The 22,772-nt window shown below is 42.0% G+C and carries 21 protein-coding genes and 1 tRNA gene; all 22 read right to left on the bottom strand.

Features of this window, described 5'->3' with window-relative positions; genetic code table 11:
• Positions 1–5: 5 nt before the first annotated feature.
• On the bottom strand, positions 6–545 hold the full coding sequence (gene hpt / locus CEF17_RS16945) for a hypoxanthine phosphoribosyltransferase (RefSeq protein ID WP_054637356.1): 540 nt from the start codon (positions 543–545) through the stop codon (positions 6–8).
• A gap of 170 nt (positions 546–715) precedes the next feature.
• Positions 716–2,110: a tRNA lysidine(34) synthetase TilS gene (tilS, locus tag CEF17_RS16940; RefSeq protein WP_100400556.1), complete on the bottom strand. Its 1,395-nt coding sequence runs from the start codon at positions 2,108–2,110 to the stop codon at positions 716–718.
• On the bottom strand, positions 2,094–2,537 hold the full coding sequence (locus CEF17_RS16935) for a threonine/serine exporter family protein (protein ID WP_054637354.1): 444 nt from the start codon (positions 2,535–2,537) through the stop codon (positions 2,094–2,096). Before CEF17_RS16935 ends, tilS begins: the two co-directional genes overlap by 17 nt.
• A 7-nt stretch (positions 2,538–2,544) precedes the next feature.
• Positions 2,545–3,312, bottom strand: coding sequence for a threonine/serine exporter family protein (locus tag CEF17_RS16930; protein WP_054637353.1), 768 nt, complete (start codon positions 3,310–3,312; stop codon positions 2,545–2,547).
• Between the two features lie 37 nt (positions 3,313–3,349).
• Complete coding sequence (locus CEF17_RS16925; RefSeq protein ID WP_100400555.1) at positions 3,350–4,345, bottom strand: protein kinase domain-containing protein; 996 nt, start codon at positions 4,343–4,345, stop codon at positions 3,350–3,352.
• Positions 4,305–5,048, bottom strand: coding sequence for a VWA domain-containing protein (locus CEF17_RS16920; RefSeq protein WP_100400554.1), 744 nt, complete (start codon positions 5,046–5,048; stop codon positions 4,305–4,307). The genes CEF17_RS16925 and CEF17_RS16920 overlap by 41 nt, the downstream gene beginning before the upstream one ends.
• Before the next feature lie 92 nt (positions 5,049–5,140).
• The gene (gene spoIIE / locus CEF17_RS16915) at positions 5,141–7,642 is read right to left on the bottom strand and encodes a stage II sporulation protein E (protein WP_157843070.1); all 2,502 of its coding nucleotides are present in this window, start codon (positions 7,640–7,642) and stop codon (positions 5,141–5,143) included.
• Positions 7,643–8,042: 400 nt separating this feature from the next.
• Positions 8,043–8,119, bottom strand: a tRNA-Met gene (locus tag CEF17_RS16910).
• 204 nt (positions 8,120–8,323) lie between these two features.
• Complete coding sequence (locus tag CEF17_RS16905; protein ID WP_100400552.1) at positions 8,324–8,791, bottom strand: S1 domain-containing RNA-binding protein; 468 nt, start codon at positions 8,789–8,791, stop codon at positions 8,324–8,326.
• Positions 8,792–8,974: 183 nt separating this feature from the next.
• Positions 8,975–9,367 (bottom strand): FtsB family cell division protein, encoded by a 393-nt coding sequence (locus CEF17_RS16900; protein ID WP_100400551.1) that lies wholly within the window; start codon positions 9,365–9,367, stop codon positions 8,975–8,977.
• 2 nt (positions 9,368–9,369) lie between these two features.
• Positions 9,370–9,969, bottom strand: coding sequence for a spore cortex biosynthesis protein YabQ (gene yabQ, locus CEF17_RS16895; protein WP_100400550.1), 600 nt, complete (start codon positions 9,967–9,969; stop codon positions 9,370–9,372).
• Complete coding sequence (gene yabP / locus CEF17_RS16890; protein WP_100400549.1) at positions 9,966–10,262, bottom strand: sporulation protein YabP; 297 nt, start codon at positions 10,260–10,262, stop codon at positions 9,966–9,968. The genes yabQ and yabP overlap by 4 nt, the downstream gene beginning before the upstream one ends.
• 110 nt (positions 10,263–10,372) lie before the next feature.
• A complete protein-coding gene (locus tag CEF17_RS16885) occupies positions 10,373–10,654 on the bottom strand; it encodes an RNA-binding S4 domain-containing protein (RefSeq protein ID WP_100400548.1) in 282 nt (93 codons plus the stop codon).
• The gene (mazG, locus tag CEF17_RS16880; RefSeq protein ID WP_100400547.1) at positions 10,651–12,135 is read right to left on the bottom strand and encodes a bifunctional methyltransferase/pyrophosphohydrolase YabN; all 1,485 of its coding nucleotides are present in this window, start codon (positions 12,133–12,135) and stop codon (positions 10,651–10,653) included. Before mazG ends, CEF17_RS16885 begins: the two co-directional genes overlap by 4 nt.
• Positions 12,132–13,739: a putative polysaccharide biosynthesis protein gene (locus CEF17_RS16875; RefSeq protein WP_100400546.1), complete on the bottom strand. Its 1,608-nt coding sequence runs from the start codon at positions 13,737–13,739 to the stop codon at positions 12,132–12,134. Before CEF17_RS16875 ends, mazG begins: the two co-directional genes overlap by 4 nt.
• A gap of 158 nt (positions 13,740–13,897) precedes the next feature.
• Entirely contained in the window at positions 13,898–14,437 is a 540-nt protein-coding gene (gene spoVT / locus CEF17_RS16870; RefSeq protein WP_100400545.1) for a stage V sporulation protein T, read from the bottom strand.
• A 211-nt stretch (positions 14,438–14,648) separates the two neighbouring features.
• On the bottom strand, positions 14,649–18,182 hold the full coding sequence (gene mfd / locus CEF17_RS16865) for a transcription-repair coupling factor (RefSeq protein WP_100400544.1): 3,534 nt from the start codon (positions 18,180–18,182) through the stop codon (positions 14,649–14,651).
• Between the two features lie 227 nt (positions 18,183–18,409).
• Positions 18,410–18,643: an anti-sigma-F factor Fin family protein gene (locus CEF17_RS16860; RefSeq protein ID WP_100400543.1), complete on the bottom strand. Its 234-nt coding sequence runs from the start codon at positions 18,641–18,643 to the stop codon at positions 18,410–18,412.
• A 62-nt stretch (positions 18,644–18,705) separates the two neighbouring features.
• Positions 18,706–19,278 (bottom strand): aminoacyl-tRNA hydrolase, encoded by a 573-nt coding sequence (pth, locus tag CEF17_RS16855; RefSeq protein WP_100400542.1) that lies wholly within the window; start codon positions 19,276–19,278, stop codon positions 18,706–18,708.
• Positions 19,279–19,425: 147 nt separating this feature from the next.
• Positions 19,426–20,091, bottom strand: a complete 666-nt coding sequence (locus CEF17_RS16850; protein ID WP_100400541.1) for a 50S ribosomal protein L25/general stress protein Ctc — start codon at positions 20,089–20,091, stop codon at positions 19,426–19,428.
• Positions 20,092–20,272: 181 nt separating this feature from the next.
• Entirely contained in the window at positions 20,273–21,223 is a 951-nt protein-coding gene (locus CEF17_RS16845; RefSeq protein WP_083465565.1) for a ribose-phosphate diphosphokinase, read from the bottom strand.
• Positions 21,224–21,244: 21 nt separating this feature from the next.
• Complete coding sequence (gene glmU, locus CEF17_RS16840; protein ID WP_100400540.1) at positions 21,245–22,615, bottom strand: bifunctional UDP-N-acetylglucosamine diphosphorylase/glucosamine-1-phosphate N-acetyltransferase GlmU; 1,371 nt, start codon at positions 22,613–22,615, stop codon at positions 21,245–21,247.
• Positions 22,616–22,772: the final 157 nt, after the last annotated feature.

Raw genomic sequence — 22,772 nt, 5'->3', positions numbered from 1 at the left:
AATAATTAGCTCTTGTAAATTTCCGGCTTAAGAATACCAATGTAGGGGAGGTTTCGATATCTTTCTGCATAATCCAATCCATACCCGACGACAAACTCATCCGGAACATTAAAACCTGCTACATCAGGAACTAAGTCAACTTTTCGGCCATCCGGCTTATCGAGAAGAGTAACAATTTTTAATGATTTAGCCCCTCTGTGCTTTATTAGGCTTACCAAATAACTTAATGTCAATCCGCTGTCAATGATATCTTCAAGAATAATAACATCCCGGCCCTCAACTGATGTATCAAGGTCCTTAATAATCTTTACTTCTCCAGATGAAACAGTACTGTTGCCATAACTCGATACATCCATAAAATCAAATTCCAAATGAGTATCAATTCGTTTCGTCAAATCGGTCAAAAAAGGGAGAGCTCCTTTGAGCACTCCAATCACCAATGGAAAACGCCCTTCGTATTCAGCCGTCATATCTTTCGCAATTTCACCTATTTTTTCCTGGATCTCTTCTTCAGTAATTAGAACTTTTTGGATTTCATCTTTCATTCTTTATGTGTACCCTCCCGAATGGAATGTATGTTTGCAAGCCTCAAAAGCGTGCGTCTTTTTACCTCGAGACCTATCTTACCATGAGAAAAAGCACTCTACACCCTTCCTGCACTTTAAATAGGCACATAAAACTCCACGATGCCGTATCTTTCACCATTTTGTCACTTTCACCTTTTTTCATACAATAAAATTAAAAAAGGCTTATTTTGTGTTGCAGTGAGCGCTCTCTCAGATTTTTTTAACAGAGGAAGCCACAAAATGTCCCCTTCTCCATCAACAATGACCGGCCAGTGATCACGTATGTTTTTATCGACTTTTTCATCAATAAAAACCCGGTTCACTTTCTGTCTTCCTTTCATCCCCGCTGGCCGTATGCGATCAGCTGGCTGACGCCCTCTCACTGTCAGAGGAAGAGGCAGCCCCTCAAGCTCACATACAAATATGTCCTTTTCTTTCCAGGCAGGTGGAAGCTGATCACTAATCCTTGCTGTTACCTTGTGACCGTTCCACTCTGTTTCACCAGGTACCTTTAGATTTCTTTTTTCCTCTGTACCCCTGTTCTCCTCAAGCCTTTCTATTGTAAAACGGCATTTCTCGTATGAACGAACCACCATCAGTCCCTGACGGAGATCCAGCTGTCCTGAGGGACTAGTACCCGAAATAAGGCGCAGACAATCCTCTATATGTATTGATGAAAGCTCTGGCTCTTTATCCCTAAAAAGATACTTTAATAGTAGAGGAATCCCCCGTCTTTGTAAAGAAACAGGAAGAGATGCCCAGTAAGGGACAGATATGGTAATTTCATCAGGCTGTTTAGAGATGACTGACTTCTTTATTTCTGATTCTGCCATCGCTTCTATATACTTTCTATCTTCATTCATCCATTCAGATAGTTTTTGTAGGTGGGAATGGACTTCCGGTTCTTCCTCTTTTAAAAAAGGAAGAACGTTTTTCCGAAACCTGTTTCTTAAATAGTCGTCTTTCTTATTACTCTCATCTTCCCGGTATGTAACTCCTGCTTTTTGACAATACGCCAAGATCTCTTCCTTTGTAACCGAGAGAAATGGTCGGATAATTACGCCATATGCCTCTTCTCTTTTCACCGGTATTCCCATTTCTCCAATTAACGCTCTTCCTGACGTCTGCTTCATAAGCATTGTCTCTACTTGGTCGTCTCCGTGGTGGGCGGTTGCCAGCTTCTGTGCTCTCCATCTGATCATTACATTTTCCAGGAATTCGTACCTTGCCTGGCGAGCTGTCTTTTGCACTGATCCTTTGTCTTGCTTTACTTTTTCAGCTAATGAAAGGTGAACCTTTTCAAAATAGACAGAATGCTCCCGGCACCACTCCTCTACAAATTCTGCATCCTTTATAGAGGGTGCACCGCGGAGGCCATGCTCCACATGTGCTGCTACAACCTGAAGCTCCCAGGTATCTTTCATCTTATGAAGGTAATGAAGAAGAGCCATGGAATCAGGGCCGCCTGAAACGGCTGCAACAATGGTATCCCCCTTGTCAATTAACTGGTGGGTGGTAATAAATTCCTTAACGGTTTGTTTCATAACGCTGTCCCACTCCTCTGCCTATTGAAAACACAGATAAAGCAAACACCAGGCCGGCTGCGATCGCACCTGCTTGAAGCAAGGTCCCTACTCCTTGCTCAAGGCCGGTTATATAATCCTCATCAACAAATGCAAGCATTGTAGCATATGCTTTGCCACCAGGAACAAGAGGAATAATCCCCGGAATGGTAAAAGTAGTGACAGGTACTCTTTGAAAACGTGCCAGCCAGTGTGAAATAAATGCTGCACTAAAAGCCGCAGCTCCGGTGGCAAAGGCTAATGGAATATCAAATTCAGGCAAAATCCGGTAAAGAAACCATGTAAGTACACCGATGAACCCTCCAACCCAAACAAGACGGAAAGGTACATTAAAGATTATGCCAAAGGCAGCAGTAGCTATAAAACAAAGGAATAACTCTAACAACATACCTCTATCACCCTATTATTCCTAAAAATATTGTCACTGATAAGGCTATGCCGGAAGCAATGGAAAGTGAAGTTAAAGCTGCTTCAGAGCCCCTCGCCACTCCGGCAACCAGATCTCCCGACATCAAGTCACGGACAGAGTTCGTTAATGGAATACCCGGGACCAGCGGAATTAATGACCCTATAATGATCTGATCAATATTTGAGCCAAAACCAATACCCACAAGGAAAAAAGCTGTCCCTCCTCCTATAAAAGCAGCCATGAACTCTGAAAAGAATTTGGCTTTCAAAAAATGCTGAAAAAATACGAGACTTAACGTAGTAATGACTCCTCCTATGAAAGCAGGAAGCATATCAAACAAGTTCCCGCCCATTAGAAACGAAAAAGCTGCCCCACCTATTCCTGATGCTAAATAGATGAGCCAGAGAGGATAATTCATAGGAGCGTTTTCTACATCAAGAAGCTGAAGATTTGCTTCTTCTAATGAAATATCTCCAATTACAAACTCTCTTGATATTTGGTTTACTGACGTTACCTTGCTTAAGTCCTGAAACCTTTCGACGATCCGAATCATCTGCATTAAATCAGAGCCGTCTTCAGTCTGAAATGATAAAAAGATACCGGTAGTAGTAACGAAACTGTTGACCTTTTTCATATGCGAGGCCTGCGCCATTCTTTTCATTGTATCCTCTACTCGGTAAGTTTCCGCTCCGTATTTTAGTAAAAGGTGCCCTGCTAAAAGGCATACATCCATTGTTTCTTCTGCTTTTGCCATAAGCAGGCCCACCTCGCTTTTTAGTAAATTTTCTCATTTATATCCACTGTCCCACTAAGTATAAGACAGATGCTAAAAAGAGAAAAGAGGCAGTTAACATTATTTCTATTTTATAGGAAGGCTTTTTCTCAGGAGAAGCACTGGCGGGGGGTGTACTCTTTTTTTTCTTCAATTGCTTTCCTTCTTTTACAGGCTTTATCTTTTCTTTTCTCTGTTTGTCAGAGATGGATTCCATTAAATCTTTTTTCATTAATTGAGCGTTTGGATATTCCCCGGTTAATGCCCTCATCAATACTTTCTTGTACGGACGCAGCAGAGGAGCCGACTCTATTTTTCCTGAAAGATATGGAAGAGAGTTTTCTCCTCCCTTTTTTTCAAATCTATTTGGATAGGCCACATTCAGAAAGATCATGGCGGAAGCAAAAAGATCATAGGATGGGGTTGCTTTTCGGTCTCCCAATCCCCAATATCCTCTATCAAAAAACTCTGTGTATTCTTTTACCGACCTTCCTATGAGGGTAGTGCCGCCTACGTCAAACCATCTGACTCTTGCAGGAGGACCGGTAATAATTAAATTATCAGGCTTAAGATCTCCAAATACCCACCCAGCCCGGTGAAGGCGATCCAAGTCTCCAAGCAGCTGAACAATAAATATAGGTGCCCATTCACTCCCTCTGTTCTCTACAAAGGAAAGGAGAGTTGTTCCTTCTAAATACTCCATTACATAAAACGGAAAGGCCTCTCCTTGAAGGATCACATCATCCATATCAAGGAGGGAAGGCCCCAATACCTGTCCTTTTACTTTTGAAAAGTGGGACAATACGTTGACCTCTGAAGTAATAGACATATTGTTTTTTCCCACTTTTACCGCTACTTTTCCTTTTGGCGATTCGGCCAGATAAACAGTACCCGTCGCTCCTTCCCCAAGCTTTTTTAATACGTGGTACTTGTGCCCGTGCCATTTCCCTGTTATGCATGTCCCCCTTTGCAAGTTAGAATCCTGACTCTTCCATGTAGTCTTCTTCGTGACCACGAGAAATCAGACTCCTTTTATCCTGACGTCTCCCAAAATTCAGCAAAGCAGCCTGTAAAGCCGGCCCTGTAGGAGTAACTCCTCCAACCGTAAGCTTTTGAAATTTGCCGGTCAATGACTCTATCTTTGGAGTCCAGTCCAGAAGCTGATCTACCTCTTTTCTTTTCCCGGGAAATGAATATAAGGAAAAGCGATTTTCTCCAACTCTGGAATTTAAACTTACAGACAAATCAGTAAGAGCTTCCTGCACCATGGGCAGCTTTGTTTTCATACTGGCACTTGTATCTACTAGAATTAATACTTCAAGGCGAATGGTTTCTCCCAGCTCATCAACAATCTCCATCACCTCTCCTCTCTTCTCAGGGGGAAGGTCATCCAATTCTTGATTTTTTCCAAGAATACTCGAAAGTTCTTTGTTCACCACCCCATGAAGAGTTTGGGTCATCGCTTTTCTTGTTACCATTTGTACCGTTTGTGCCAACTGCTTTGCATATACAATCTGGCTTATTCCCCCTCCAGCTAAAGCAATCTCCTCAACTTCTTTCTCCCCTTGCTGGCTCATCATCCCTTCTTCAAGGACACCGATAACGTTTGTGGTTATTCCTTGCTCTTTTCCAAGAGCAGCTATAGCAACCGGATCTTCACCTTGATTCGAGCACCCATCAGTTAACAACAAAATTTGCTTTAACGTGCCTTTACTCATAAAATACCCCTCCGTTATGAAGATGTAATGGTACCATCTTTCACAAATCCGAAGGGGAATATACTTTTCTCTCCTTTCTTTCTATGATTCTGCTACTGAGCTTTTTTCCTTAACAGATTTACATGCTGTCCAACTGGTATTGACGCCCACTTTGGTATATTTCGCTTAATTTTTGCTACCACTATCGTCATATCATCGTTAATTTCCCCCTGTCCGGCCCGAATCACTTCTTCTAATAAAAGATCTGCCACCTCCTGCGGCTTATTTACATTTAACTGATAGACAAGACGTTTCATCCACACTTCCTTGTTTTCGATTCCTTTAGGAACATCAAATATTCCATCACTCATCATAATTAAAAGATCCCCATCTTTTAACTGCTCATTTACGACATCCACCTCAACGTTTTCCAGCATCCCCATCGGAAGGTTACCTGCTTCTATTTGAAATACCTTACTCCCTCTTTTTACAAAGCTCGGTATGGAACCAACTTTTAAAAACTTAGCGTCTGCATCCTGTAAATCTATCATCGCCAAGTCCAGTGTAGAAAACATTTCTTCATTTGTACGAAGGGAGAGGATTGAATTAATAGACTTAATCGCTACTGTTTCATCCATTCCCGACTGCAAAATGGTCTGCAAAAGCTGCAGAGTGGCCTTGCTTTCTTCATGGGCTCGTTTTCCATTTCCCATGCCGTCACTAATTGCCACTGCAAACTTTCCTGATCCAATGTCCACTGCTGAGTGGCTGTCACCAGATACCCACGTCCCTCCCTTAGCGACAGTCGCTATTCCCGTTTCAACGGTGTATGTCCTGGCTGATACAAAGGTGATGCAGGAGTATCCAACTTCTGCTTCATCACTTTTTTCTTTTGCAACAACAATATGTTCATTTAAAATATCGGAAAGCATCGGCGCGATCACTTTTTCTCCTTTACCAAACCCTTCATCCTTTTCCATGACCATTTCTATTTCTACATTTCCTTCATCAAGCCTGAAAATATCAATGTGATTAATTTCTACCCCGGCATGATTAAGCGCATCATGTATTCGTTCCTCCTGCCAATAATGGTTTTCTTTTTCTTTTTGTATTTCACCAGCAAAGTTTTCCATAATCTTGGAGACTCCTTCTAATTGATCCGCTACAAGTCTTCTGCTCTCCTCTACTTTTAATTTTAATGTTTGTCTCTTTTCATGATCAGCCAATTCCTCCTTCATCACATTGATTACTTTTGTATTGTAGTGGCATAAGCGGCTCCAGCTCCCTTGTGTCTTTTGGGAAATCCCTCCACTTACCTGTAATTCTTCAATCATGGTTGACATGCTTTCATAGGTCTCATTAAATTGATTAACCCAGCATCTTTCTTTTTTAAAGCACGTTTGGCACGTTTTTTCCGTCACCTGGCTTAGCATTAAGTCCACTTCATGCTGTTCCTCCTCTCTCTTGTGAACAGACGGGGGTACGGAAAAGCTATGAGACAGCGTTTGAAACAGCTTTGAAAACTGCTCGACTTTCATAGCTGTAACGTCTTTTATTTTCTTGGCATGCTTTTGCTGCTCCTGCACGTGTTCAGAAGTTCCGGGAACATACTTAGCTAAAAAGCTGGTCACCACTTTAGGCGTAAAGATAAATAACAAAACGGCTACCGCAGACTCTGCTAACGTCAAGCTTGCGGCTCCCATTCCATTTCCGTATAGAGCAATCAGAGCCGTTCCTAACAACAGCCCAAGGCTCACCCCCAGTTTTTTCCCTTCTTTTAATAGTCCTCCAAGTAAGCCGGCAAATGCCAGGAGCCCTATCTGATACAGGTTGGCTACCGCTGCAAGGCTTAGCACCAGACCTACGACTACCCCGACAGCTGAACCAATTGCTGCTCCTCCAATATAAGCAAACAACAACACCAAGTAACGAGCCAGCATATGCTCAGCGGCTAAGCCATAAATTACCCAGCCAATAGCACCAGTCATTATTGAAGCCAGTAGTATAATGAAGCAGACAATTTCTTCGTGTTTTAAAGGCTGTCTGCGATTTTTAGTCATCAGGAGAGGAAGGCTCTGCATAAATATCATAGTAAGTACGAAGCTCAGCCCAGCTTCCACACCGGTCATTACCCCTGTGTAACTAGTAATTTCGCCAAGGGAAGCCCAGTTTACGAACAACCGTGAAAGCCCGGTGGCTAGTAAAACACTTATAGGAAGAGACATGGAGGTTTTCCAGCTGTATCGTTTCATCCATTCAAAGAGTAAAACAAAAAGAATAATTCCTCCTAAAACAAACGTGGCATGAAAAGGAGCTCCGAGGAACGTTCCTAAAAGAATACCTGCCGCTGCAACGACCCCTTTGTTTCTCTTCCATACATACACAGCAGCAAAGAAAGGGATGGCAAAAGGGTAAAGCTCTGCTAACAGCACAGCTCTTCCTAACAGCACTCCAACAATAAAAAGGAGTCCGCCCCACTGCAGAAAAACCAATTCAGATCCTCGTATCGCTCGTTCCTTTCCTTTTTTTCCTGTTGCGGTTATCATTCCCCATGTTTGTTTAACAGGCCATAACACGTCTACGCTTCTTTTAGTCGTGGTCTCTTTTTGTAACACATGCTTCACCACCTTGTAAGGATTTGTAAAGCAAGTATAGATGTTGAAAAGTATAATGTTTGTCAAAATGCCAAATACCCCTGAAAAAACTCTTCGACGTTTTCTTTTTCTTAAACCAATTCCCTGTCCTATTAAGGTTTTTACTTTTTTTTCCAAAAATAAATCACTGATTATATTCTTAAAACTTTTCTTTTTTCAAAAAAAGGATCTGTCTATAAAGACAGATCAAGGCGAAAGAAGTTGAAAAAGTCAGATAATTAAATCCGGTTCTTTTTATTTGGCTACATATATTTCAAATAACAGGAAACAATCACTTATTAGACAAAAAAACCGAAAGGGAGATCCCTTTCGGTCGTATTTATAAGATTTACCTATTAATTTAGTAAAGATAAACTAAGTATGGTAGCGGCGGAGGGGATCGAACCCCCGACCTCACGGGTATGAACCGTACGCTCTAGCCAGCTGAGCTACACCGCCTCGTTTATGCGACAATAAATATTGTATCTTTTCTCTACAAATAAGTCAATAGTTTTTTGAACAGAAAATAGGGTGACAAGCAGGGAATGCTTACAGTCCTCTTCTTTCCTTTTTACCCACTAGCGGAAAGGTTAGAGGCAAACAGGCACCACCCTGTATAAGTCACCCTTTTTCTTATATTATTTGCAAGAGCCGGCAGCAAGATTAGCGCTTAGATCCACGGCCACCTCGCTTGGAATCAGTGTTCTTACGTAACGAGGCCAAACGCTCTTCGCTGTCTTTTAGAAAACGATTCATTTTATCTTCAAAAGAAGCGGGGCGTTGCGGTCGTCCGCCTGGTCCACCACGGCCCGGTCCGCGTCCGGACCCGCCACGACGCTCACCCTTAGGACGGTCTGTTCTTTCTTGTCGCTCTGGACGCTCTGGACGTTCAGGACGATCCTGCGCTTTGCGGATAGAAAGGCCGATTTTACCATCGTCCTCTACTTTCATTACTTTCACTGTGACGGTATCTCCCACAGTTAAAAATTCATTAATGTTATCCACATACTTATCGGCAACTTCACTGATATGCACCAGTCCGGTTTTGCCTCCCGGAAGTTCCACAAATGCTCCAAAGTTGGTAATACCGGTTACTTTCCCTTCCAACTTGCTGCCTACTTCAATTGACATGAAAAAAATGCTCCTCCTTGTATACTTCTCAAATTTCATTGCGGCCTTGGGCAAGAATATCCTGCCCCTTTATTATACACGATAAGTGAGACAATTTGTTAATCACTTATTTGTAAGCAGGGCAAGTTTTCATGCATGCCTTCCGCCAGCCACCACTATTATACTTGAATGAAAAAATAAGTGTCAATCAGACTGTTGTTGTGCCGGAACTTTAAATAACGTTTCTCCAGGCTTTGTTAGATAATAATCTCTTCTAGCAATCTCTGCTATGTAGTCTATATCATTGTAGTTCTCGATCTCCTGCTTCAATTCTATTTCCTCCGCTTGCAGCTCTTTTATCTCTATTTCCAAGCTGTTTCTTTCTTCTTTCTTTGCTTCAAGCATGGACCACTGGGATATTAAAGTAACGGAGGCAATAATAGTAAAAAGAATGCCGACTGCTGCAAGAGCAGTAAGGCGCCGTGACAGGCCGCGTCTACGCTTTTCTTCTACAGCTTTTATTCTTTCCTGCTCACGATTCTTCTCGCTTGCGTACTGTGTTTTCAGTCTGGTAATTTTCTTTTTTTGATCTGCCATTTCTAACCACCTTTACGTTTAAATATCCGCCACTCCTTTACCCATTTTTTTAATAAATCTACCTTAGAATTTATGCTTTTTCGCAAAGAAGGAGGGAACCAGCGGATAAACAGGCTAACAATTGGCGATGCCAACCAGCGAAGAGGGAATATAATTACACGGAAGATTCCTATTACTATCGAACACAAGGTTGTTATTCCTATCATACCTAAGCTTACAAAGACTTTCAATATGAATTTGACAGGTTTGAAAACGGTTAATGTAATTATCTGCTTGCAAAAACGAAACAAATGTTTTACAAAGGTAATTACTTTCTCGACTGTAGACATAAAAACATCTCTGCCCCAAAGGCGGTAAAAATAAAAGCCAAAGAGGAGAGCAAGAAAAACATAAATACGCATTTCTCCTTCATTAGCATGAAGGAGAAAATAAAATATCAATAAAGCTTGAACCACCCAGAACAATACATCAAGTAAAGCTCGTCTCCAAGAAAAATATCGTTCTTTCCCCAGGAACCTGTGATATAAATCTAAATTCATTCCTACTGCTGTTCCCATAAGGACCATTACAAGCATAGTGTAGAACTGAACAGAGAGTGTCACTTGAACAACTTCCCGAATAAGCCTTTTGTTTTGTTATCCTGCTGATCCAGATAGATAAGATCATCTACCTTCCCTTCAATAGAAACAACACCTTCTTTTACATCCAGGTTTTTCATGTGAAGGTTATGGCCCCTGATGGAAAGATAACCAAGCTCTGTTTCTAATAAAAACTCTTCATTGTCAAAGCTTTCAACTTCTTTCACACCAGAAATCTCTAATGTTTTTCTTCCTTTGAGGGTAATATCATGAACCTTTTGAGGACGCTCTACTTGATAATCATCACGGTATGTCATACGACCACTCTCCTGTTTCTTTAGCTTGTTTCATGCCTATGCATCACAAGAGAGTAATAGAATAAACGAATAAGCAAAACAAAAATAACCTGACCGCAGCCAGGTTAACTTTAGTAATTTCTCTCCTCTTCTTTTGCCTCTTGCACTTCTTCTTTTAAAACAGTGTACATCGAATTTGATTCTTCTTTCTTTGTCGTATCCTTGATTGCCTCTACCCTTACCGTAACTTTTTTACTTCCAAACTGAATCGCAATCTCGTCGCCTTCTTTTACCTCCGTGCCGGCTTTAGCCTTGTTTCCGTTAACCGTAATTCTTCCCTTGGCAGCCACTTCTTTTGCTAAGGTTCTGCGTTTGATTAAACGGGAAACCTTTAAAAACTTATCAATTCTCATGATTCTCTCTCCTTCCTTTTTGCTTCTTCCCACAAAGCATCCATTTCTTCTAATTTCATATCCTCAAGGTTTTTCTTTTCTTCTCGTACCCTTTTTTCGATATAGGCAAATCGACGTTGGAATTTCTGGTTCGTCATATGGAGGGATTCTTCAGGGTGAAGGCCATAGTGGCGACCCAGATTTACTAGGACAAACAACAGATCCCCGAATTCCTTTTTCATCGCTTCCTTGTCAGCTTGTTGAATTTCAGCCTTTATTTCTTCTATTTCCTCCTGAAGTTTAGCCCATACTGGCTCTGCTTCGCCCCAGTCAAACCCCACTTTCGCTGCTTGCTTTTGGAGATCGAATGCTCTCATTAAGGACGGAAGGGATACGGGAATACTGCTTAATATAGAGGATGTCTCTGTATCTTCCCCTTTGCTTTTTTTCTCTTCCTTTTTAATTGCATCCCAATTAGTCACCACCTCATCGGCTATTTCTGCCTGTTCTTCTCCAAATACATGAGGATGACGGCGGATCATTTTTTCTGTAATAGTTTCTATGACATCATCTATCGTGAAGTAACCCTCATCTTCTCCAATTTGCGCATGAAGCATGACTTGAAGCAATACATCTCCGAGCTCTTCTTGAAGATGCCAGTCATCTTCTTCATCTATAGCGTCCAATACTTCGTAAGCTTCTTCAAGAAGGTATTTTTTTAGGGACTGGTGTGTTTGTTTTTTGTCCCACGGGCAGCCATTTGGGCCTCTAAGCTCTGCAATTACCTGCCGAAGTGTGTTGAAGTCCTGATACAGGAGCGCCTCTTCCTTTACTGGAGGAATATATAGTGCTGTTAAATTGCTTATCTCCGCTTTTCTGTCCAACTCATACAAAGGGAGCGTTTCTACCCTTTCCTTCGTAGAGCCTGCCGCTGTTACCAGCTTTATCTCATAGTCATCTGGAACTTTTTCCATCAGAGTAAGCTTTACCTCCGAAGCAATAAGTGGATCATATAGTTGGGTAATGATCATATGCTGTCGTACATTCATATTTTCTTTACCCAGCTCAGTCGCATCTAAAAGCTGAAAACCATCACTCGGGTCAATCTGAAGAGCTTGAAACATGGGGTCAAGGAAGCTTGCTCCTCCTTTAAATTCTATAGACACCTCACCCTTAGCTTCTTTTTCAATGAGCAGCTGTACCGTCATTTCAGCAACCATGGGATGACCAGGAACGACATAGCAAACATTCTTTGAGCGTGCTTCCTCACTGAGCCGTTCTACAATCTCCTTATAAACATCCTCAAAATTTCCATGCTTTTCGTATAAATAATCAAAGCTGTCAATCGCTATAGATTCCTCCTGAAGATCTTTCACAGCAGGATGATCTATTGTTCTGGCGTAGACCTTTTCTTGTTTTTTAATGAACCTGTATGCTCCTAGTGGAAGAAATTCAATACCTGCAGGCCCTAGACCTACGATTGAAATTTTTTTACTAGTCATGCTGATCGCTCCTTTACCAACAGAATCTTTTCTAAACGGTCCATGCCAGGGAGATAGCTGCTTTCAGGAGTGGAAATCACTTTCCAGCGTAACAAAAGGTGCAAAAAGATGCCTCCTCCTCCAGTGGCAGAACATACCGCCGCAATGGTATGAACTCCCCGTCCACCTTCCCCTCCAGTCATAAGACAGGAATGTAAAATCCAGGTGAACAGTAACATGAAAAGCAGAGCAGCTCCCCCTTTGACAACATGTAAGGCTTGTATTTTTACAGCATAGCCTTTTCGGTAAATAAAAATAATATTTAACAGAGCTGTAACTCCTATCCCTGTTACGGTTGCTGCCGCAGCCCCAATTGTTGTGAAAGCTGGGATAAGCAAAATGTTCAAAGAGATTTTGACGATAATGCCTATACTTAAGTGAATAGCCGGCAGATAAAAATGGTCTCTGCCTTGAAGTACAGCTGCTGATGTGACGGCTGCACCGCTTACGGCTAGTGTTAAGCCAAGCCACCTAAGCACCTCTGTACCATGGCCATTAACAAACAACATCACATTTACGGATTCAGCAATGACCCACAGCCCCAAGGCAGCTGCTGCCCCCACAATAATGCTTATCCTTATGGCAAGCTCCCCGAATATACGGGCTTCCTTCTCGTTTTTCCTTGAAACTTCTCTGCTGATATATGGAATTACAGCTAAGGAAAATGCAGTAGCCGCCAGTGTTCCAAACTGTAGGAGAGGCTGCCCGCGATCGAATACACCTTTTGCCACCATCGCTTCTTCTCCAGTAATTCCTGCTCCCTGAAGCATTCGAATAACCATCAATGCATCAACAAGCTGATAGATGATAAACATCATAGCTCCTACAGAAACGAGCATACCATTTACAAAAAGTCTTTTTCCTATTTGTCTGCTTGAAGCAAACACACTTGGCCAGTGAAGATGTGTAAACGAAATCGGGTGGCTTTTAAATGTAACAAAAAAGAGAACCACAGCTCCCGCTGCACTTCCGATAACCGATCCAAGGGCTGCTCCTGTACCTGCCTGGTATGCTGTTCCCTGGCTCATATATGTAATCCACGCAAATATCAATATGACCGCTACTCTCAGCACTTGCTCGGATAGGTGAGAGACAGCGGTAGGTACCATATTTCCCCTTCCTTGTCCGTACCCGCGGAGTGACGCTAGAAAGGGGACTGTCAAAACCGATAAAGAGATGAGCTGAAGAGGAAATGCTAACATTTCGTCTCCCATCCACTCTGCAAGAAAAGGAGCAGCCACCCACAATAGAATACATAACGGCAGGAAAAAAAGTGAAAGCAATATAAAAGAGGCGGCTGCTATTTCCTCTCCCTTGGATCTATGTAAACGCTCTTCAAGCATCATCTTTGAAATAATCACCGGAAACCCATACATGGAGATGACCATTACAGCTCCGTAGAATGGATAAATCTGCTGATAAACATAATAACCTAAGTCTCCGGTTAAATTCTGGTAAGGGACTCGGTATAGAGCACTAAGTATTTTTCCCAGTAAACCGGCTGCTGAAAGGATAAGAGCTCCCTTTATTAATTTACTGCCAGCGAGTATGTTCCGTTTCTCCAAAAAGGCTCTTCCTTTCTCATATGTGGCTTTATCTCCCGGGGTTGTATCCGGCGTTAATTATATCACATTGTACGACTTTCCTAAGAGACGGGGGAACGAAAGATGACTGCAAAAAAGCAGCCCGCTGGCTGCTTTTTTGAAATCGGTTATAATCTTAATTATTGCTCCATTTGTCTGGCAAGAAAACCGGCTGCTGTTTCCAGAAGCTTTTGTGTCACTTCACTATGAAATGATTCATTTTTGGCAACCATAACAACTGCTCCAATAGGATCACCATTAGCAATGATAGGAGCTACCACATAGCCTTGCATTTCTTCCTTATGGTCACTGACGACGTTGTATTCTCCTTGACTGCTCTCGATCTTTGTCTGACGTTCGGAGATGGCTTCCTCAACTACTTCTCCAACGTTTTTCGTGCCATACTCTTTCTTTGATCCTCCAGAAACAGCAATGTACGTATCGCGATCAGCGATCAAAATAGGATGGTGGAGTGTTTCGTATAATGCCTCTGCATATTCCTTAGCAAAATCACCTAATTCTGAGATAGGGGAATATTTCTTCAGTATGACTTCCCCGTCTCGATCTACAAAAATCTCTAATGGATCGCCTTCCCTTATTCGTAAAGTTCGGCGAATTTCTTTAGGAATGACGACCCTTCCGAGATCATCAATCCGACGGACAATACCAGTAGCTTTCATCTGAGATGCCTCACTTTCTAAGTTGTTTTCTCTTGATGAGATGAATAAAAGAATGGTGGTATAAACTTAGCTGCCTTTCTTTTTGAGACTTTTCTGTTGAAAAGTTCTACTTCATCGTTTTGCTACTCCTATTATCCGTCACCAAAAAAGAACTATTCATTCAATTTCCATATATTTTTTTAAATTTTGCCTGTTTTCCCTTTGATACTGTTTAATTGGTCTGATTAACCGTTTCTTTTTTTGCTTCTGGCAGTCTTTTCAAAAGCTTTTCAAGTAAGCCCAAGTACTTTTCATCTGACATCTTGCGTCGTTGAAGAACGATTTTGATTTTTTGATCCGTTGCTCCAAGACCCAGTTCTCTGCCAAGATCATTTATGACAGCAAACAGCTTTGCCCCGTCTATCTGATCACTCGTTTCTTTTGAAAGAATGAGTGAAGTTTTATTGTTCTCCTGCAGCAAAGCCTCAACTCCTTCTTCCTGTCCGTATACCTTAACTTTTGTCAGAGAAATAAGGTTCTTGACTTCCACAGGAAAATCACCAAAGCGGTCAATCATTTCATCCTCAAGATCCCTGATATCCTCTGTTGACTCCACTCCTTTAAAACGTTTGTACATTTCAATTTTTTGCTTGGAGTCTTCAATATAGCTGGCAGGTATATAAGCATCTACTTTCATATCAATTTCAAGTTCAGGTGGTTTCTCTTTTGGTTTATCGCCTTTCCTCTCTTCAATTGCATCCTTCAGCATTTGTGAATACAAATCAAACCCCACGGATTCAATATAGCCGTGCTGCTGGGCACCGAGAAGATTTCCTGTACCTCTGATAGAAAGGTCGCGCATCGCGATTTTAAAACCGGATCCTAATTCTGTAAATTCCTTAATAGCCTGCAGCCGTTTTTCAGCAACCTCACTTAACACCTTATCCCGCTGGTAGGTAAAATAGGCATAAGCCACCCGGTTAGATCTTCCTACCCGTCCACGTATTTGATACAGCTGGGAGAGCCCCATCTTATCAGCGTTGTAAATGATTAAAGTGTTTACATTCGGAATATCTACACCTGTTTCGATGATAGTAGTTGTCACCAGTACATCTTTATTTCCTTCCAGGAAGTCTATCATCACTGATTCAAGCTCTTGTTCGTTCATTTGCCCGTGTGCATAGGTGACATTTGCTTCCGGAACAAGCATAGAAATTTGATCTGCCATACGGCTTATATCATCTACGCGGTTATAGAGAAAATACACTTGCCCTCCCCGGCTCAATTCTCTTTCTACTGCCTCCTTGATGAGCGATGCATTATAATCGAGCACATACGTTTGAACGGGAAACCTGTTTTCCGGAGGTGTTTCAATAACAGACAAATCCCGGACACCAAGCATAGACATATGAAGGGTTCTTGGTATTGGAGTGGCTGTCAGAGTAAGTACATCGATATTAGATTTCAGCTTCTTGATCTTTTCTTTATGGGTCACGCCAAAACGCTGCTCCTCATCCACGATTAATAGACCTAGATCCTTGAATATTACATCCTTAGAAAGAACGCGATGCGTACCGATAACAATATCTACGCTTCCTGCCTTTAACCCTTTTATCGTTTCATTTTGCTGCTTTCGTGTACGGAAACGGCTTAAGAGGCCTACATTAATAGGGTAGTCCGAAAACCGCTCCTGGATGGTCTCGTAATGCTGTTGGGCAAGTATGGTCGTCGGCACCAGTATTGCTACCTGCTTCCCATCCATAATGGCTTTAAAGGCAGCCCTGATCGCAACTTCCGTTTTTCCATAGCCAACGTCTCCGCAAAGAAGACGGTCCATTGGCCTGCCTTTCTCCATGTCCTCTTTAATTTCTTGAATTGCCCTTAGTTGGTCCTCTGTTTCCTGATAAGGAAAAGAAGATTCAAATTCTTTTTGTTCAGGGCTGTCAGGTGAATAGGCATAACCTTTCGAAGCTTCTCTTTCTGCATAAAGCTTGATTAAGTCGTCGGCTATATCTTCTACTGAATTTTGTACTTTTCGTTTAACCTTTTTCCATTCACTTCCCCCAAGTGCGTAGATCTTAGGGTCTTTCTCCTCTGAAGCGACGTATTTCTGCACCTGGTCTATCTGTTCCACAGGCACATACAACTTATCGTTTCCTGCGTAGGAAATATTTAAATAATCTTTATGAATACCGTTTACTTCAAGAGTTTCAATTCCTAAATATTTACCTATTCCATGATTAGTGTGAACGATAAGGTCACCGACCTGGAGCTCTGAATAGCTTTTGATCCGCTCAGCATTAGATATTTTCTGACCTCTTCTTGCTCTTGTTACTTTCTTCGTAAACGTTTCTTTTTCCGTAATCACAGCTATCTTTTCCATAGGAAGCTCAAAGCCGCTATTTAAATACCCCGTGGTGATATATAGATATCCTGGTCGAAGTGAGGTACCTTCCTTCGCTATTTCCGTTTCGATATCATAATCACTCAGTATATTTTGCAGCTTTTTAGCCCGTTCATCATCACTTGCTATGAATACCACTGTAAAGCTGCCTTTTTTCCACCGGTCAACTTCCCCCTGTAACACAGGCATTTGCCCATGGAACTGCTGCATGGACTTACAGTTCACATTTACAATATTTTGCGGATTAATGGTAGGCACATGGCGTAAAAACAAGGACAGGTGAACCTTTGGCTGCTTCATACGAGTAAACAGCTTTTCAAATGGGATGGATAATTCAAGGTCATGTGGGACTTCACCTTGCTCCAGTAATGCGGTGTTCCACTCAGCTTCCTCTTTATCCAGCCTTTCTGCCATTTCCTGAACTCTTGTTAATTCATCAACCATTACTAGTGAGTCTTCCGGCAGGTAATCTAATAACGTACCGGTTTCTTCGTAGTAATAACTTACGTACTTATACAGCCCCTGAAATCTGCTTCCCTCGCGGAGCTGATCCCTTTCATATGTTAAATAGCTTTGGAGCTTTTCCTTCACTTCGTTGTTCTTCAACTTCTTTAAAGAGGCTGCAAGGGATTGCTCGAGCTTTTCTGCTCCCCGGTATAGATGCTCTTTAAACAGAATAATTTCCTGTCCCGGACCAATGAGCACTTCATTTACTTGAGTTAATGAACGCTGGTCTTCTGCATGGAAGTAGCGAATGGAATCAATCTCGGTATCAAAAAGCTCAATACGCAGAGGATTTTCCTCTGTCAGTGGATAGATGTCGATGATACCTCCACGAATGCTGAATTCGCCTGGGGAGCTGACCATATCGGCTCGTTGATACCCCGTAGATGTCAGCGTATACACAAAGTCATCTATAGGCAGATCTTCCCCGACTCTTAAACGATATTGACAGCGCTCCCATAAAGATGGAGGAGGGAGAAGACGTCTCATTCCTGCAATAGGAACAACCACAACGCCTTTCTTTCCATGCAGCAGTGTATTTAATACCTCAATTCGCTGAGCCATCATTTCAGGGCTGGCCACAGCTATTTCCGAGGAAATAAGTTCATTCACAGGGTATAAGTAAACATTATCACCTAAAAGATCTATTAAGTCTTCATAGAGTTTTTGAGCTTGGTACAGGTTATGTGTGATCACAACCTGTGGACGGGAAGTTTCTTCAAAAAACGAAGCCATTAACATCGTGCGGGCCGACCCTGTCAACCCTGTTACCAACTGCTCCTTTAATCCCGCTTCCACGCCCTCTTTTACCGCTTGAACATCTTTATTGTTCAGTAAGACCTGTTGAATACCCTTCATTCTTTTTGTTCCTCCTCATTTCTCAACCACCTCTCCCACTCTTTGGAACAGGATGACGGCCTTCTCCTACTTATCTATTCAGATGCACATAGCTGTACACCAATTATATACAATCCGAGACTGCTTCTTTCCACCTTACTTGCAGCTAGAGAACAGAAAAATGCTTTGGCTCACGTCTCACCAAAGCTGTTTTTCTATCTTATATAATATCATGATAATATGATTAATTAGTTAATCCAACGCTCAATTGCATGCAAGGAAGGATCTCTCTCCAATGCCTCCTGACAATGCTCACATGTGACCTTCACATAGGTATTTCCATTATTTCCGTAATGAACCATTTCTGCCCGTTCACTTTCTGTAAGCTCTTGTAAACCAAGCTTATGAGAATCCAGCAGCCGATCGTCTTCTACCTCACCGATGATTGTCCCGCAATGACGGCAGTGATATGAAATTGCCATATGCATACTCCCTTCTACCGTTTACAGCTATTTTTTCGTAGTATAAACGGCAGAAGCATTCCCTATACTCCTTCTTTGCGATTAAACTCATTCATCACTGAAGCAAAATCCTCTTTCGTCCACAGAGCAGCGGCTTCAGCTGACTTCTCAATCGCTTCCTTTACAGCTTCCTTTTCCTCAGGCGGGAATTTACCCAACACGTGAGAGGTAATGGATGCTCCTGCTTCGGGACGTCCAACACCTATTCTGATTCTTTTAAAATCTTTTGTGCCCAAATGATTGATAAGAGACTTCATGCCATTATGGCCTCCATGGCCCCCCTTTTGTCGAAGGCGCAATGAACCTGGTTCGAGATCCAAATCATCATATATTACCAATACATCTTCAGGTTTAATGGAGAAGTAATCAAGCAAAGGCTTAACCGATTCCCCTGATAAGTTCATAAAGGTCAGGGGCTTAAGTAAAAATACTTTTTCGCCACCCTGCACTCCTGTCCCGTATACCCCTTTAAATTTGCTTTGATCTAAAGAGATACTCAGTTTTTCTGCCACTATATCAATAGCTTCAAAGCCAACATTGTGTCTTGTTTCCTTGTACTTTGCCCCTGGATTTCCTAAACCGACAATGAGCTTCATAATCTTTCCCTCACTTCATCGCTTTCTTTCACGCAGAATGGACGGAGAAGAGCCGGTACAGGCTCTACCTCCGTCTTTCCTTTCAAAAATCTCAGATGTGAAAAAGGTATACCCGGCCACAACCGGCTATACCTTGTAATCTATTTGTTATTGATTTGATTCATTATTATCTTCAGAGGCGTCTTCACCAGATTCCTCTGCACCCTCTTCGCCTACCAGCTCAGGCTCTCCGCCTTCTTCAGCAGCAGGATCTTCCTCTTCTTGCGGTGGAAGCACGGTTACCACTGTTTCATCCGGTTCACCTAGAATTTCAAAGTTTCTACCGGACTTCAATGCGTCAACTTGAATGGAATCACCAATGTTTAGTTCAGAAATGTCGACTGTTATTTCTTCTGGAAAATCTTCTGGCTTAGCTCGCACGGTGATGTTGTAAAGAAGATGAGAGACAATGCCTCCTTCTTTCTCACCCGGTGCTTCTCCAGTTAGACTTACTGTAACATCTGCATCCATTTCAGCATCTAAATCAACTTCGAAGAAGTCTATATGCATGATATGGTCCTTAAGCGGATCTACTTGAATATCATGAGCGATAACTTTATGTTTCTTTCCTGTAGATTCCACTTCTAATTCTACAATGCCGTTACGCCCTACTTCACGAATGGTTTTAATAAAGTCAACATTTTCAACCGCTACCGGTGTGCTCTCTACTTTTTTACCGTATAGTACACCTGGCACAAAACCTTCCACGCGAAGCTTTCTTGTGGCAGAACGTTTTAAATCTGTACGTGACTTAGCCTCTAATACTGCTGACATTCTATTCACCCCTTATTAGTGTCCATTATTCTTTATTCCCGACATTTCATCTTCCGAAACCAAAAATCTGAATAAATTACTTGAAAAGGTTGTTGAATGTTACTGGGCAAGTGGTAAGTTTTCGTTTATACACCTTTAGTGGGAAATGTTTCTTCTTTATAGAAAACCATACTTCTTCGCTTTAATCAAACAGCGTGCTGACAGATGTGTGCTCGTGTACACGGATAATCGCTTCTGCCATTAGGCCAGCAACGGATAGCTCATGAATCTTTTCAATTTTCTTTTCCTCTGGCAGAGCAATTGTATTTGTAACAGTCAGCTCTTTAATTTGCGAATTCTTGATCCGCTCAATAGCAGGCCCTGATAATACTGGGTGCGTGCTGCATGCATACACTTCTTTGGCACCATGCTCAATTAATGCATCTGCAGCCAATGTCATCGTTCCGGCGGTATCGATAATATCATCAATAATAATGGCAGTTTTTCCTTCTACGTTACCGACAATGTTCATAACCTCAGACACATTAGGCTTTGGACGTCTTTTATCAATAATAGCAATTGGAGCTTTTAAACGGTCTGCCATTCTTCTTGCCCGTACCACACCTCCATGGTCCGGAGAAACAATGACTACATCCTCTAATCCTTTTTCCTCATAATGCTTGGAAAGAAGGGGCACACCGAGAAGCTGATCCACAGGAATATCAAAGAATCCTTGTATTTGTGTAGCATGAAGATCCATACTAAGCACTCTCGTGGCTCCTGCTGTCTCTAGCAGGTTAGCCACAAGCTTTGAAGTAATCGGCTCACGTGAGCGGGCTTTACGGTCTTGACGGGCGTATCCATAATAAGGTATCACAACATTAATTGTGTTAGCTGAAGCACGTTTGGCGGCATCCACCATGATTAAAAGCTCCATAAGATGTTCATTTGCAGGCTCAGAAGTTGACTGGACTATAAACACGTCACACCCTCGGATGCTTTCTTCGATGTTGACTTGAACTTCGCCGTCACTAAAACGCTTTACCGAGCATTTTGCCAAATCAATCCCGATATGTTCTGCTATTTCCTCAGCCAACTTTGGATTTGAGTTTAAGGTGAATACCTTCAAATACGGATCATCATACATTGCCATTTCTCTATTCCCTCCGTGCTATTATTGGTTAGATTTCTTTTTAAAATTTTCTTTATTTGTCTGCCTTGCGCGAGCAATGGATAAAGCTTTGCCCGGTACATCGTCGGTAATTGTCGATCCAGCAGCCACATATGCACCTTCTCCGACAGTTACAGGAGCGATTAAATTAGAATTGCATCCGATAAAAGCATCATTCTCGATCTTTGTCAGATGCTTTGAACTGCCGTCATAATTTACTGTAATCGAACCACAGCCTAAATTAACGTTCGTGCCTACTTCGGCATCCCCAATATAGCTTAAGTGAGAAGCCTTGCTTCCTTTATCCATGGAAGATTTTTTCACTTCCACAAAGTTCCCGATCTTCACTTCATCACTAATTTGTGATTGCGGCCTGATATGAGCAAATGGGCCAATATTTACATTGTTCCCCACTTCACTGTCAGCCACAACAGACTGTTTAATATGAGTGCTGTTTCCAATGGTACTGTCAATTAATTCACTGTGAGGGCCAATTGTGCATTTTTCTCCGATTTTTGTATGGCCTGTTATTATTACACCCGGAGAAAGGACCGTATCGCGTCCAATTTCTGCTTCTGAAGAAATATAAGTATTATCAGGGTCAAGAAGAGTAACACCCTGCCTCATCCAATTCTCATTGATTCGGCGTTTCATAGCCTGCTCCGCTTTGGAAAGAGCTACCCGGTCGTTTACACCTATCGTTTCTGTAAAATCTTCAGTCTGCCAGGCAGAGATCGTTTCCCCCTGCTCTTTTAAAATTTCAATTACATCAGGAAGATAATATTCTCCTTGAACATTATTATTTTCAACTTGCTTTAAAGCCTTGAATAGGGATTTATTATCAAAACAATAGGTACCTGTATTTATTTCCTTTACAGCCCGTTCAGTATCATTGGCATCTTTATGTTCTACAATACGGGTAACAGCTCCACTTTTTTCATCACGCAGAATCCTGCCGTAGCCCGTTGGGTCATCTGCTTTAGCAGTCAAAATTGTAGCTTTTGCACTTGTTTTTTCGTGGTGGTCCATTAAATCGGTAATTGTTTCCGCAGTGAGTAACGGTGTATCACCACATAAAACAACGGTGACTCCGTCCCTGCCGGCAAGCTGGTTTTCTGCCTGTTCTACAGCATGCCCTGTTCCCAGTTGTTCTTCCTGCAGAGCGTAAGAACTCCGGTCTCCCAAATGGTCTTTTACCATCTCCGCACCGTGCCCTACAATTGTAACGATTTCTGATAAGCCTGCATGGCGGACCTGCTCTACCACATGTTGAACCATAGGTTTACCACATACAGGATGAAGTACTTTATACAAGTCAGATCTCATTCGTGTTCCTTGTCCCGCAGCCAAAATAACTGCAAAGCGATCACTCATTATTTATCCCCCAAGCATGCTTTTTTCCATTACGAATATATCCTAAAAAAAAGACCTTTTCAAGGTTTGTCTTGATCTGGTCATAAAACCTTTACAACTTTTCTCCACGCGGCTCACATTAACTTCATTATTTTCCCAAAAAATAGCGACCTTGCTC

This window comes from Bacillus sp. FJAT-44742, from assembly GCF_002797315.1.
GTDB lineage: Bacteria > Bacillota > Bacilli > Bacillales > Marinococcaceae > Thalassorhabdus > Thalassorhabdus alkalitolerans.
This window is presented reverse-complemented; position numbering and strand designations above follow the sequence as displayed.

Coding starts and splice junctions, on each gene's coding strand:
- glmU (WP_100400540.1), bottom strand. CDS start 22,615: ATGAGTGATCGCTTTGCAGTTATTTTGGCTGCGGGACAAGGAACACGA.
- CEF17_RS16860 (WP_100400543.1), bottom strand. CDS start 18,643: ATGGCAATTTCATATCACTGCCGTCATTGCGGGACAATCATCGGTGAG.
- CEF17_RS16850 (WP_100400541.1), bottom strand. CDS start 20,091: ATGTCAGCAGTATTAGAGGCTAAGTCACGTACAGATTTAAAACGTTCT.
- yabP (WP_100400549.1), bottom strand. CDS start 10,262: ATGACATACCGTGATGATTATCAAGTAGAGCGTCCTCAAAAGGTTCAT.
- CEF17_RS16905 (WP_100400552.1), bottom strand. CDS start 8,791: ATGTCAATTGAAGTAGGCAGCAAGTTGGAAGGGAAAGTAACCGGTATT.
- mfd (WP_100400544.1), bottom strand. CDS start 18,182: ATGAAGGGTATTCAACAGGTCTTACTGAACAATAAAGATGTTCAAGCG.
- CEF17_RS16920 (WP_100400554.1), bottom strand. CDS start 5,048: ATGAGTAAAGGCACGTTAAAGCAAATTTTGTTGTTAACTGATGGGTGC.
- CEF17_RS16885 (WP_100400548.1), bottom strand. CDS start 10,654: ATGAGAATTGATAAGTTTTTAAAGGTTTCCCGTTTAATCAAACGCAGA.
- CEF17_RS16845 (WP_083465565.1), bottom strand. CDS start 21,223: ATGGCAATGTATGATGATCCGTATTTGAAGGTATTCACCTTAAACTCA.
- mazG (WP_100400547.1), bottom strand. CDS start 12,135: ATGACTAGTAAAAAAATTTCAATCGTAGGTCTAGGGCCTGCAGGTATT.
- CEF17_RS16900 (WP_100400551.1), bottom strand. CDS start 9,367: ATGGCAGATCAAAAAAAGAAAATTACCAGACTGAAAACACAGTACGCA.
- tilS (WP_100400556.1), bottom strand. CDS start 2,110: ATGAAACAAACCGTTAAGGAATTTATTACCACCCACCAGTTAATTGAC.
- CEF17_RS16935 (WP_054637354.1), bottom strand. CDS start 2,537: ATGTTGTTAGAGTTATTCCTTTGTTTTATAGCTACTGCTGCCTTTGGC.
- spoVT (WP_100400545.1), bottom strand. CDS start 14,437: ATGAAAGCTACTGGTATTGTCCGTCGGATTGATGATCTCGGAAGGGTC.
- pth (WP_100400542.1), bottom strand. CDS start 19,278: ATGAAGCTCATTGTCGGTTTAGGAAATCCAGGGGCAAAGTACAAGGAA.
- hpt (WP_054637356.1), bottom strand. CDS start 545: ATGAAAGATGAAATCCAAAAAGTTCTAATTACTGAAGAAGAGATCCAG.
- CEF17_RS16930 (WP_054637353.1), bottom strand. CDS start 3,312: ATGGCAAAAGCAGAAGAAACAATGGATGTATGCCTTTTAGCAGGGCAC.